At 34.0% G+C, this 13,229-nt stretch carries 9 protein-coding genes and 1 tRNA gene; 7 read left to right on the top strand and 3 right to left on the bottom strand.

The window, feature by feature from the left end:
- The first annotated feature begins 130 nt into the window (after window positions 1-130).
- On the top strand, window positions 131-730 hold the full coding sequence (locus ACZZZI_RS18050; RefSeq protein WP_424059291.1) for an LbetaH domain-containing protein: 600 nt from the start codon (window positions 131-133) through the stop codon (window positions 728-730).
- A 2-nt stretch (window positions 731-732) separates the two neighbouring features.
- On the opposite strand, the gene ACZZZI_RS18045 is transcribed toward ACZZZI_RS18050, so the two are convergent.
- Window positions 733-1,377: a response regulator transcription factor gene (locus ACZZZI_RS18045; RefSeq protein ID WP_316758726.1), complete on the bottom strand. Its 645-nt coding sequence runs from the start codon at window positions 1,375-1,377 to the stop codon at window positions 733-735.
- Between the two features lie 76 nt (window positions 1,378-1,453).
- Here ACZZZI_RS18045 and ACZZZI_RS18040 point away from each other — a divergent pair, with 76 nt between their 5' ends.
- On the top strand, window positions 1,454-2,653 hold the full coding sequence (locus ACZZZI_RS18040) for a sensor histidine kinase (RefSeq protein WP_463490445.1): 1,200 nt from the start codon (window positions 1,454-1,456) through the stop codon (window positions 2,651-2,653).
- A 532-nt stretch (window positions 2,654-3,185) separates the two neighbouring features.
- Here the strand turns inward: ACZZZI_RS18040 and ACZZZI_RS18035 are convergent.
- Window positions 3,186-3,259, bottom strand: a tRNA-Arg gene (locus ACZZZI_RS18035).
- A 295-nt stretch (window positions 3,260-3,554) separates the two neighbouring features.
- Here ACZZZI_RS18035 and ACZZZI_RS18030 point away from each other — a divergent pair.
- The 5 genes from ACZZZI_RS18030 (at window position 3,555) to ACZZZI_RS18010 (ending at window position 11,743) form a co-directional block, all read left to right on the top strand.
- On the top strand, window positions 3,555-6,020 hold the full coding sequence (locus ACZZZI_RS18030; RefSeq protein ID WP_463490443.1) for a TonB-dependent receptor: 2,466 nt from the start codon (window positions 3,555-3,557) through the stop codon (window positions 6,018-6,020).
- 119 nt (window positions 6,021-6,139) lie between these two features.
- The gene (locus ACZZZI_RS18025; protein ID WP_316758731.1) at window positions 6,140-6,580 is read left to right on the top strand and encodes a PaaI family thioesterase; all 441 of its coding nucleotides are present in this window, start codon (window positions 6,140-6,142) and stop codon (window positions 6,578-6,580) included.
- Between the two features lie 100 nt (window positions 6,581-6,680).
- Window positions 6,681-6,923: a hypothetical protein gene (locus ACZZZI_RS18020; protein WP_463490441.1), complete on the top strand. Its 243-nt coding sequence runs from the start codon at window positions 6,681-6,683 to the stop codon at window positions 6,921-6,923.
- Between the two features lie 186 nt (window positions 6,924-7,109).
- A complete protein-coding gene (locus ACZZZI_RS18015) occupies window positions 7,110-10,304 on the top strand; it encodes a SusC/RagA family TonB-linked outer membrane protein (protein WP_463490439.1) in 3,195 nt (1,064 codons plus the stop codon).
- 11 nt (window positions 10,305-10,315) lie between these two features.
- Window positions 10,316-11,743, top strand: coding sequence for a SusD/RagB family nutrient-binding outer membrane lipoprotein (locus tag ACZZZI_RS18010; RefSeq protein ID WP_344764022.1), 1,428 nt, complete (start codon window positions 10,316-10,318; stop codon window positions 11,741-11,743).
- A 125-nt stretch (window positions 11,744-11,868) separates the two neighbouring features.
- Here the strand turns inward: ACZZZI_RS18010 and ACZZZI_RS18005 are convergent, their stop codons facing one another.
- The gene (locus ACZZZI_RS18005; RefSeq protein WP_344764020.1) at window positions 11,869-13,140 is read right to left on the bottom strand and encodes a nucleoside recognition domain-containing protein; all 1,272 of its coding nucleotides are present in this window, start codon (window positions 13,138-13,140) and stop codon (window positions 11,869-11,871) included.
- Window positions 13,141-13,229 lie beyond the last annotated feature (89 nt).

Below are 13,229 nucleotides of genomic sequence, written 5' to 3'. Positions count from 1 at the left end.
AACCTCATTACGATTTAGAGTTTTTGTTTTTGATCTTAATCAACTTTATTTATTTTTTTTTAAAATAAATAAATGTGTCTTTAAAATGTTCTCACGATTTGTTAAATTATGCCTCTAATAAATAAACTAAATGAACAGTTCTGATAGCAACGGGGTTTCTTATAATATCTTTCAAGATTGGAAGGCTAATAGTGGAAATGTAAATAGCCAAGTCATCATGATAAGTTATAGGATTGCTAAATGGGCTCGTAATACAACTATTTTAACAATACTTTTTTTCTGGTACCTTATTTTGTATAAAATCTTTATCGAATGGATCTCTGGAATTCAAATTAGCTTGTTTGCTAAAATTGGAAAGGATTTTAGGATTGAGAATGGAAGAGGTACTTTTATTGATGATGAAGCTGAGTTTGGAATAAATTGCACACTTCGTCAGCTGTCGGTAGTAGGACGTAAAAAGCTAATAGATAATACATTTAGCGGTGCCCCAAAAATAGGCGATAATGTAGATATTGGCGTTAGCGCAATAATTATCGGAAATATACAAATTGGTAATAATGTAACAATAGGTGCAGGAGCAGTTATAACTAAAAATGTATCAGATAATTCTGTAATGGTTGGTAATCCTGCTAAATTGCTTAAAAAAGTTTATGATTTTCCAGCTATTGAAGATAGCGAAAAGAAAATTGATGAAAACGATGAGTCAGTTAGCTTGTTGGATAGAGTATAAAGCTATTCTTGATTTTCGTTTGAATGCAAGTTGTATTGGCTAAATTTATTTAAAGCTTCTACTCTGTTTTGAACATGTAATCTTTTATAAATATTTTTGCAATGGTTTTTTACGGTATTTTGACTAATCTGTAATTTATCAGATATTTCTTTATATAAAAGTCCTTCACTCAAAAGTGATAAAACTTCTAATTCTCTACTGCTCAAACCAAAGCTGTTTTCGTCGCTTTTTTGATGAAGTAATGTTATAACCTTTCTGGCAATGTACGGACTCATTGGCGAACCTCCATTGTAAAGTTCTACAATTGCATTTTGAATTTCGAAAGAAGAAGAGCCTTTAACAATATAGCCAGATGCACCGGCTTTTAATGCACTAAATACATATTCGTTATTCTGATAACCTGTACACATAAGAAATTGTGTAAGAGGTAAATGTGATTTTATTTGTTGAATAAGTTCGATCCCAGATAAAGCCTTTAATTTTATATCAACTACAGCTATGTCGGGTGGGTTAAGCGGTAAATTAATAAGAGCCTCTTCGGCTGATGAATAGGCTCCATTTATCGTGAATAATCCATTTTCCTCGATAGCTTTAACCAAAGAGTTACGATAATTATCATGATCTTCAACAATGGAAACAGAAATCATACTATTCAACTAATTTAGATTTAAGTAAAAGGTACTATTGTGTTATATTCGTAAATCATCTGCGTATTAACAAACTATGACGAAAAATTATAAGCTAAAACTTGTTTTATTAACTATATCAGCAGTTTATTTATTCTTAATCCATCACCCTTTAACTAATAATGGGTTGCATAGAGAAAATAAAATAGCTCAAAAGGAATCTTTATATTCTGTTTTTGGAAAAAATGATAACTTAATCAATACGAATGTATTAGAAAAATATTATCCTTTTAAAAATATATATCTCCTTTTAAAAGCTAACTCCGCTCGCCTGCAAAGCCCAAGCAAATTAGCTATTTATTTGCAAAGTTTACACAGTTTTAAATATATAAAAAATCATTTAAATACTGTTAAAAGTGTTATTACTAATACAAAATCTCAATTTATTGTTAATTCTCCAGTTTTTGGTAATTTAGGTTTACTTATTCTAAGTGATAATGTATTTTCTTCAATATCAAATAAATGGATTATTGGATCTATTCTTTTACTTGCACTAGGTATTATCATATTTTATTATTTCACTAAAAACTCTACAATTAACCATTATTCACACCGAAACTATATTGAACAAAAAAAATATATAGATGCAGAACGACAGCGAATAAGTAGTGAAATGCACGATGAAATTGGTGCAGGTTTATCTGCTATAAAGCTTTTTTCGGAAGTAGCCAGTAAAAACAGAAAAGATGTTGACGAAATCAGGCAAATTAATGTTATGATTAATGAAATGGCTGATAAAATAAATGAAATTATATGGAGTACGAATGCTGAAAGTGACAATTTAGAAAGCCTTTTCGATTTTATAGAAGGACAGTCTAGAAAATTATTTGAACATTCGAGCATTACATTTACGGCGTCGATGCCAAATGATATTCCTGATGTAATCATTACAAGCCAAATCAGAAGGAATAATTACTTGCTGATAAAAGAAGTTGTGCATAATGCGCTTAAACATTCGAAAGCCACCACAGTCCATTTAGGAATAAGCATTAGTAATGGTCTAGTTATTTATTCTATAAAAGATAATGGGATTGGCTTTGATCCAAATGTTACGAAAATAAATGCAATGGGTTTAAGTAATATTAAGCTCAGAATAGAAAGGTTAAAGGGCAGTCTGATTATCGAAAACTACAAAGGAACAGGCATTCTTATAAAAATTCCTTTAGAAGGAATGATCATGAAATTTGAAAAGAAAAGGTTTGGATGGATATTTCCTGAAAAAGAAACCCGCCGTTAAGGACCAGATTAGCTTTCTTGCACATTATAAAACTATTTTTTTCTTCTTGAAGAAACTTCCGATTAAATCCAGGAATAATTGGGGTTATAAGTAATATCGAACAGAGCTAATTGAGCCTAGACAAAATGTGCCATGGGAAGCGTTCGCATAATAAATTATAGGCTTTGCATAAAGCTTCAAATACCAAAAGGAATAATTTTTACATTTGATTGTTAGCAATCCTTAACCATAATCAGCTAATGATTATTGCAAGGATTTAAGTTAACGCCTCAAATTAGGCAAGATACAATCTTGCCTTTTTTTATGCTTCAGATTTTTATTAAAATTCTGTATTACAAATATTTAGTTATCTATTAATGAATATTGAATTGCAACAAAGAACAATAGATATTTTTAACTAAAAAGATGAGAATGCTTGAGAGCTTAATAAAGCTAGCAAAATAAGCACGAGTGAGAAAACTATTGCTGAATTTGTAGTGTTCGTTTTATAAATAAAAAACCCTCTTTAAAATTAATTAAAGAGGGTTTTTAGTACCCCGGAAGGGACTCGAACCCCTGACCCTCGGTTTAGAAAACCGACGCTCTATCCAGCTGAGCTACCGAGGCCCATTTTTTTAACGTGTGCAAATATAGAAGTTCTATTCAATAAGGAGAAATAAATTTTAATTATTTCAGCCTATTTCAGGATAAAAAACCAAGAATTCTTATAAGTAATTCAAAACTAATTAATTACCTAGACACTTTTTTTTGCTGTTTCTAAATGTAAAAATGCTTTTAAACGCTTTTTCTGCTTTAAGCATATTTTTCGAAGATAAAAGTTGTGGAGAATAATAAAAATCAAGTTTAATTTGATAAGTTTAAAATTAAATTTAGATTTGTCTAAAAATAAATTTAGATAAATATGAATCCCTTTAAATATCTCTTATGCCTTTCTCTAATTGTATTTCTTTCGGGGCTGGCAAATGCCCAGGTTAGGATTTTAAAAGGTCGGGTAACATCTGCTACAGAAGCCAAAGAAAACATTAGTGTTAAAATCCTGGGTTTGAATAAATCTGTAAAAACAAATCACATGGGGCAATATACCTTTGAGCAAATTCCCGTAGGTAATTATGAAGTTGTTTTTAGTGCAATTGGTTATCAATCAAAAAAGGAGCGAGTTACTATAGATAAGGATGATCAGTTGTTGGATATAGAAATTTTGCTAGGTGAATCAAGTTTGAATGATGTTGTGATTACGGGCGTTAACCGTGCTACAGAATTGAGAAAAAGTCCTGTACCCATTGCCGTACTTTCACAAAAAATCATGAATCAAAGTGTAAGTACGAATCTTATTGATGCAATTGTGAAAGGTATTCCTGGAGTATCAGCCGTAACGACTGGGCCAAATGTTTCGAAACCCTTTATCAGAGGATTAGGTTATAACCGTGTACTCACATTATATGATGGTTTAAGGCAAGAAGGACAGCAATGGGGCGATGAACACGGAATAGAGGTAGATGAGTATGGAATTGCCCGAGCAGAAGTAGTTAAGGGCCCGGCAAGCCTAACCTACGGCTCTGATGCATTGGCGGGAGTTATTAATATGATTCCCTATAATCCTAATTTTGATGATGAAAAACTGAAAGGTGATTTTACGCTAAATTATCAAAGCAATAATGGAATGGCGGGTTCTTCATTAGGTTTGGCATATATTAAAAACGACTGGAAATATACATTTAGGGCAACTGGCAAGGCTGCACACAATTACTACAACAAGGTTGATGGCTATGTTTATGGAACAGGTTTTAGAGAATATAATTTATCGGCGAGTGCCAGAATAGATAAAAAATGGGGCTTTTCAAAAACTGCACTTACATATTATGATAACCTAATGGAAATTCCCGATGGGAGTCGCGATTCGCTAAGCCGACGTTTTACCAGACAGATTTTTGATAATGGAGATGATATTAAAAACCGACCAATTGTTCCAGAGGATGAGTTGAAAAGCTATACCCTAAATCCCCTTCATCAGCACATTCAACATTATAGGTTTTACAATTCCAGTCAGTTTAAATTAGGGAATAGTGATTTAAATGTTTTAATTGGAGCACAACAAAGTGTAAGACGCGAATATAATCATCCAACTGTTTCAGCACAGGCGGGTTTGTATGTTGTGTTAAATACTTTAAATTATGATTTGAAATATAACCTGCCAGATTTTGCTGGAATTGAAAGCACTTTTGGAGTGAATGGAATGTTTCAGGGCAACAGGAGCAAGGCAGCAACCGATTTCCCGATTCCAGACTATGATTTGTTTGATATTGGCGCATTCTACTTTGCTAAAAAATCTCTTGGAAAAGTTGATATCTCTGGTGGCATCCGTATGGATAGAAGAAACATCAATTGGAATAATTTTTATGTTGGAACAAATGCACAAACAGGTTTTGGTCAACAAGTTACAGCCAATGCTCCTGGAGCAGAGCTTCAGTTTCCATCTTTTAATAAAAACTATTACGGCTTATCTGGAAGTGTGGGCTTAACCTATAACCTTTCAGAGAAATTGTTGATTAAGGCAAATTTAGCAAGGGGCTATCGTGCACCAAATATTACCGAAATTGGTTCTAATGGTTTAGATCCTGGTGCCCACATTGTTTATTTAGGAAACAGAACTTTTAAGCCCGAATTTAATTTACAACAAGATATCGGCATTATTGCTTACTTAAAGGATGCTGATATAAGCATGGAGGTTTTTAATAATAGCATCCAGAATTATATCTATCAATCGCGATTAACCGATGCGGCTGGTAATCCAGTTGTTATTGTGCCAGGGAATTTAACATATCAATACCAACAAGCAAAGGCGAGGTTGTATGGAGCCGAATTGAGTATTAATTTACATCCATCGCAATTAAAATGGTTAACTTTTAACACCAGCCTTGCTTATGTAGTTGGTTTAAATAAAGATGAATCTTTGTTAAATCAACATGGCGAAGCCGCAAAATACCTGCCTTTTATACCGCCTTTACAAATTCGTTCTGAAATTAAGATGACAGCTCAAACCACAAAGGGAACTTTTGATAAGCCTTATATCAAGTTTGACGTGGTATTTAGTGCAGATCAGAATAGATTTTATGCTTTAGATGATACGGAAAGTTTTACCGCTGGATATGGCTTACTTAATGCAGGGTTAGGTTCTGGAATCCGATCGAAATCGGGTAAAACCATCTTAGATATTTTTATTCAGTGCGATAATATTTTTAATACGGCTTATCAGTCTAACTTAAACCGTTTAAAATATTTCGAATATTACAATTCATCGCCCAATGGCCGTTCTGGAATTTACAATATGGGTAGAAATATAAGTTTTAAAGCGATTATACCTTTTTAACATACATATAACACGTAATGTGGAAGAATGGAATATCAGTAAATGTGTTAGCGAAAAATATCCTCTACTGAAAGCATTCTTCCTCCATAGCACTTCCTTCTTTTTATTACCTTTATCTTATGGAAGAATCATTAAGCGAACAAAGGCTAAATTTTTTAAGACAATCAATTGGAAAGGTTATTTCAAATTCGCCTTCTAATTTTATGAATTGGCTGGCTCCAGTTTTGGTTAAAGCAGAAAACGGTATTCTGATTTGTAAGTACACCATCCGTAAGGAGATGACAAACCCTTATCAAATTTTACATGGCGGTGTTACTGCAGGTATAATTGATGATTTAATTGGCGCTACCGTTTTTACTATGGGCCTGAACGATAGATTTACTACAGTTAATAACTACATAGATTATTTTGCGCCAGCAAAAGAAGGCGATGAGGTTATTGCTGAAACTGCAATCGTAAAAAGAGGGAAAACAATCTTAAATCTTCAGTGCGAGATATTTTTACCGTCAAAAAAGCGTTTAATTGCTAAAGGCTATTCCAACATGTTAAACATAGGTTAAGCTTTTTTTAATGATAAGATAAAAAGTTATTAATTCCTTTAAATTAACGAAACATTCTCGTTTTAAATTTGTTATAAATTAACCAAAAATATAATGAGCCATGTTAGAAAATTATTCCACCCTACAATTTATTGTTCGAGGCAAAATTTTTACGGGATTTTGCATGCGTATTAACGATGATTTTCATGAAACTTATGCTGTAGTTTTAGATGGTTATCACTCTTTTTGTGTTTGGTTAGATGATAAGTCAGCCAAATGGCATGCTTCAAAGAATGTAGCGATCGATCCTGATGCTATCGATGAAATTATAAGTAGAATTTCATTTCCACCGCAAACATCTTAAATTTCTGTAACAAAAAAGTTGCCGAATAATTATTGAGTTATTCAGCAGGTTTATGCGGTATTATGCAGTAATTTCTTCTCTGAAAGAATGATTATAGTTTGTTATGTAGTTTTTAATAGACTGCAATTAGGTTAAAATTTGTATTTTAAGGCAACTTAAACAAATCACTAACCTAAATCTTTCATTATGATTAACAAATTTTTACTAATTCTGTTAGGGATTTTGACGTGCCATTCTGTTTCCTTTGCCCAAACTTCGATAAAAGGCAAAGTTACAGATGATACAAACGTCGGAATTCCTGGTGTAAGCGTAATGGTAAAAGGAAGTACCACTGGTGCTTCTACAAGCAATGATGGAACGTATTCTATATCCGTTCCTGCAAATGCAACTACGCTCGTATTTACTTCTTTAGGCTTTGCTACTCGCGAGGTTGCTATTGCAGGTAAAACTCAAATTGATGTTAAATTAGCCTCAAAAGACAATGATCTTGATGAGGTTGTGGTTACCGCTCTTGGTATCAAAAGATCACAAAAATCGTTAGGCTACTCTGCCCAGCAAGTTGATGGAAACAATTTGTCGTTAACAAAAGAGCCCAACGTAATTAGCGCATTGGCAGGTAAAATAGCTGGCGCTCAGGTTACGGGTTCATCTGGAGCAAGTATGGGTGGCACACAGAAAATTAAAATAAGAGGGGTTAACTCCGTAACTGGAGGCGGACAGCCATTAATGGTTGTAGATGGAACACCAATTTCTAATTCCAATTTTAGTAGCTCAAATGGGAACGGTGTAGATTATGGAAATGTTGGCCAAGACATAAACTCCGATGATGTAGAAAGTATTAATGTGCTTAAGGGACCTGCTGCTTCAGCACTTTATGGCTTAAGAGGGCAATACGGCGTAATTTTAATTACTACAAAAAAAGGCAAAAAAGGCGCTAAACGTGTAGAAGTAAGTTTAAATTCGGCATTGTCGGTAGAAAATGTTGCCAATTTTATGCCAGTTCAAAACATTTATGGGGTTGGTAATAATCAAACCTTTTTAACTTTTTCAAACGGAGAAAAGTATGTAAATGGTAACGATGAGAGCTGGGGGCCAAAAATGGATGGTACACCAGTAAGAATGTTCTATAGCTTTTATCCTCAAGATCCAGATTTTGGGAAACTTACTCCGTTTGTTCCTCAACCAAATAATATTAAAGATTTTTATGAAACTGGCTTTAACGCAAATAATGGTATTACGCTAACAGGTTCTAACGAAAGTTCTGTGTTTAGAATGAGTTATACCAATGCCTATATAAATGGAACTTATCCTAATTCATTCTTAAAAAGAAATAATTTTAGTTTAAGTTCTTCTTTTGATATTACCTCAAAATTAACCGTTGGTGCAAATGTAAATTATGCAAATAATAATGGTCAGCGTCCTGTTCAGGGTTATCAAGGATCTTTTACAGGGGCTAGTCAATGGTTTCAACGTAATATTGATATCAACCGATTAAAAAATTACAAATATGCGGATGGAACAATATTAAACTGGAATGTAAACCCAAGTACGTCGGGCACTTCTTTAGGTACCATTGTTTCAAACCGACCATCAGATTGGAATAACCCTTATTTTGATGCTTACGAAAATTTAAATCTTGATAATCGTGATCGTTTATTTGGCGATGTAAATTTAGGTTATCAGGTTTTACCCGAACTAAAACTAAGTGGATTTATCAGATCGGATAGATATACTCAGAATATTAATAGAAGAAATGCACTTGGTGGCCGTTTAGATGAAAGCTATAGTACAGGGAAATATCAAAATATAGAAACCAACTACGAGTTTTTAGCGCAATACAGCAAAAAGTGGAATGATTTTGATTTCAACTTAAATGCAGGTGCAAACTTATTAACACAAAAATATGATTATGTAACCTCAACAACTAGTGGAGGTTTATCTTCTCCTGGATTTTACAGTATTGAAGCATCTATCGATCGCCCATTAAGTTATTCGTATTTGAGAGAAAAAGAAGTGAGAAGTGTTTATGCAATGGGATCTTTTGGTTATAAAGACACTTATTTTGTTGATGCCTCAATTAGAAATGATATTTCTTCGACCTTGCCTGATGATAATAATTCATATTGGTACCCATCAGTTTCTGGAAGTTTTGTCTTTAGTAATCTGATTAAATCAAATACACTTTCCTTTGGTAAATTAAGAACATCTTATGCTATCGCAGGTTCTGATTTATCACCCTATGAAACAGCCATAAACTACACAACAGGAACGGTTTATAAAGCTCAGGCTAGCACAGTTACTACAGGTTATGTACCTGATAAATTGAAAAACCCAAATATCAAGCCCTCATTTGCAAATTCATTTGAAGCTGGTTTAGAATTGAAATTTCTTAAAAACCGCGTTGGTTTAGATTTTACTTATTACAAACAAAGAAACAAAAATCAAATTATTGATTTATCTGTTTCAGGAGCAAGTGGTTTTACCAGTACAGTTGTTAATGCTGGCGATATTCAAAACCAGGGAATTGAATTGGTTTTAACAGGTAAACCAATTGTTTCGAAAATATTTGAGTGGAATGCAACGATTAATTATGCTAGAAATAAAAGTAGAATTAATGAATTATATCCAGGCATTAATGTTTACCAGTTAGATGCGAATGTTTATTCGAGCCAAACTGTATTTTTAAATGCAACAGTTGGACAACAGTTCGGCACATTAGTTGGTCCAGGCTATAAACGTAGCGCTGATGGACAACTGTTGATCGGGGCTGATAATTTGCCTGTACAAGAATTAAATAAGGATTTTGGAACGGTTGTGCCGAAATTTACGGGAGGTTTTGTTAACAACTTTAGAATCTGGAAATTCGATCTGGGTACAATGATTGATTTCCAAAGTGGCGGAAAATTCTTTAGCTGGAGTAAAATGTTATCAGTAAAATCAGGGCAGGCTGAAGAAACTGTTGCCCTAAACGGGAACGGTGTTAATGTTCGTGAGCCTTTAGCTAATGGCGGAGGTGTTTTAGTAAGTGGTATTTCACAAGCTACAGGTTTGCCAGTTTCGAATTATGTAGACGCCAGAACATATTTCAGAAATAAAATTGCTACACAGATTTACGAAGAATGGCTTTACGACGCAACTTATATTAAACTAAGAGAAGTTAGCTTAGGTTATACTTTTGATAAAGCAACCTTTAAAAAGATGCCATTTAAATCGTTAAGAGTAGCTGCTATAGCCCGTAACCCGATAATGATTTATCAAAAAGCACCAAAAGGATTAGACCCTTCGGAGCTTTCAGCTGGTAGTGCAACCATTAGCTGGATAGAAAAAGGAGAGCTGCAAACGGTTCGTTCTTTTGGATTTAATTTGAATGTTACTTTTTAATCTTCTCAAACATGAAAATATTTAATAAAAAAACATATTTAGCCCTACTTTCTCTAGCCTTAATGGCTAATGGATGTAAGAAATTTGATTCTAGTTTAAGTACTGACCCAAATAATCCTGCTACACTTTCCAGCGTTCAGTTGATCGCAAATGCGGAGTTTTCGCTACCTGATATTAGTTCCTCACCGTATGGGGTACATTATGCTCAGCATTTATCCTTAACTGCTTTCCCAGATAATAGTCGGTTTGTATCTACAAATTTTAATTTTTATAGTTGGTACTCAGGTCCATTGAAAAATCTGGAAGAAGCTATTGCAAACGCTAAAAATTTGAGTGATGGACCATTGGCAAACCAAAAGGCTGTGGCGAAAATATTGAAAGTTTATTTTATGTGGTTTTTAACCGATAGATGGGGCGACTTGCCTTCATCGGAATCTTTAAAAGGTTCTGCGAACTACACACCTAAATACGATAAACAACAAGATATTTATAACCAATTGTTTATTTTGTTGGATGAGGCCAATGCAGAAATTGTATTAACTAACGGTAATATTAAAAATGATATTGTTTACAATGGAGATATTACGAAGTGGAAGAAATTAGGTAATACAATTCATATGTTAATGGCGCTGCGTTTATCAAAGGTAGATGCTGTTAAAGGGAAAGCAGAGTTTTTAAAGGCAATGGCCAATGGGCCAATGGTTGCCAATACAGATAATCTGGTTTATAATCATCTTGCTGAGCAAGCGAATGAAAACTATTGGTTTAATTCTTTTAGTCGCTTAGGAAGAAACTGGTACGCTTTGAGTAATACATTGGTCGATTATATGAAACCTTTGAATGATCCGCGATTACCCGTTTATGGAAATTTAAATAGTTCTGGAACTTACGGGGGATTAGAATTTGGCAAGGCTTCGCCAACTACTGCTGATATTAATAATTCGTCGCTTTTAGGAACTGCATTACGCCAACAAAATTCACCTGTAACGCTTGTAACCTATTCGCAATTATTATTTGCTATGGCTGAAGCAGCAAAAATTACCTGGTTGCCTGGTGGAGATGCCCAAGCTCAAACTTATTACAACAGCGCAATAACCGAGTCAGTAAGACAATGGACTGGTTCTATTACTACAGTGCCAGCATTTTTGGCGCAACCAGGTGTAGCGTATGATGCTGTTGATGGTTTAAGGAAAATTGGATATCAAAGGTGGGTTCATTTATTTCTAAATGGTTACGAAGGTTGGTCAGAATTTAGAAGAACTGGATTCCCTGTATTAACCTTGCCAGTAGGAATAAACGGTGGAATTATGCCTCGCAGAGATGGTTATCCAACTCAGGAACAATCTAATAACAGTGCAAATTATAATGCAGCTGTTGCAGCATTTCCTTACGGTGGTGCAGATGGTTTAAATACTAGAGTTTGGTGGGATAAACCTTAATTACTTAACAAATTTTAAGTCAACCGATTTATAAAACAAAATGCTTGCTCGATTATTCGAGCAAGCATTTTTTGTTTTGCATCAATATCTTCTAAAAAAAATCTGTTATGATAGAAATCCTTGTGTTATCCGAAGAATAAATAAGCTAAACCTATGGCAGTACAAACGCCAACTAAATCGGCCAGTAACATTGCGCCAACTGCATATCGGGTATTTTTGATACTTACCGAACCAAAATAAACAGCAATTACATAAAAAGTGGTATCAGAAGCACCCTGAAAAACACCAGATAATTTACTTGCGAATGAATCAGCACCATAAGCCGTCATCGTATCAACCATCATTCCTCTGGCTGCACCGCCACTTAATGGCCTGATTAAAGCAGTTGGTAAGGCCTCAACAAAACGTGTGTCTGCTCCAAGGAAAACAAATAAATTTTTAATACCCATAATTACCACATCAAAAGTTCCGCTGGTGCGTAACATACTGATTGCTACCAGCATGCCAACTAAATATGGAATAATTTTGATTGCTGTTTCAAAACCATTTTTAGCCCCATCAATAAAGGCATCAAAAACATCAACTTTTTTATAAATTCCTCCTAAAACAATAAGCAGAAAAACAAAAAGAATAAGTCCGTTACTTAAAAGTCCTGAAAACGATTTAATTCCAGCTGCATTTAAAGAAGTTACATAAAAAACTAGTAGAGCTATTACAATTGAAATGCTTAACACCCAACCAATAATTACAGGTTGGAGTAAATTTATTTTTTGTTTAAATGCAACGATTAACATCGCAGACATGGTGCCAACAAATGTTACAATTAAGCAAGGAATAAAAACATCAGTAGGATCAGAAGCATTTTGAGAGGCACGGATAGCAATCACACTTACTGGAATAAGACATAAGCCTGCAGCATGAATACATAGAAACATAATCTGAGCATTAGAGGCTGTTTCTTTATTAGGATTAAGTTCTTGCAAACTTTCCATTGCTTTTAAGCCAAAAGGCGTAGCCGCATTATCTAAGCCTAACAAGTTTGCAGAAAAATTCATGATCATGTGACCCATTGATGGGTGGCCTTTCGGTATTTCGGGAAAGAGTTTTGAAAAAAAAGGGCCTACAATTCTCGATAGTAAACGAATTCCTCCAGCTTTTTCAGCAATACTCATGAAACCCATAAATAAGGCGAGTATACCAATCAATTTTAAGCATAACTCCACTGATGTCCAGCAAGTTTCTATTATGCCATTTACCTTTGTTAGGTTTGTCGGATCATCTGCTTTACCAATCACCATCCAACTAAAAATTTCAGTTTGCCCAAAAAAAATACATTTAATTGCAGCTACAAGAATCGCAATAACTATAAATCCAGACCAAATTCTGCTTAATGCCATTTATTTGTTTTGTTTAGTTTATAAGTTGAAAATACCTTTTTTACTCGAAAGTCCATAATCGATAAATTTAAAATTATCAATTATGGACT

The sequence above is a fragment of the Pedobacter sp. AC190 genome, assembly GCF_979258025.1.
The sequence above is the reverse complement of the archived record's forward strand: the minus strand, read 5'-3'. Positions and strand labels throughout refer to the sequence as shown.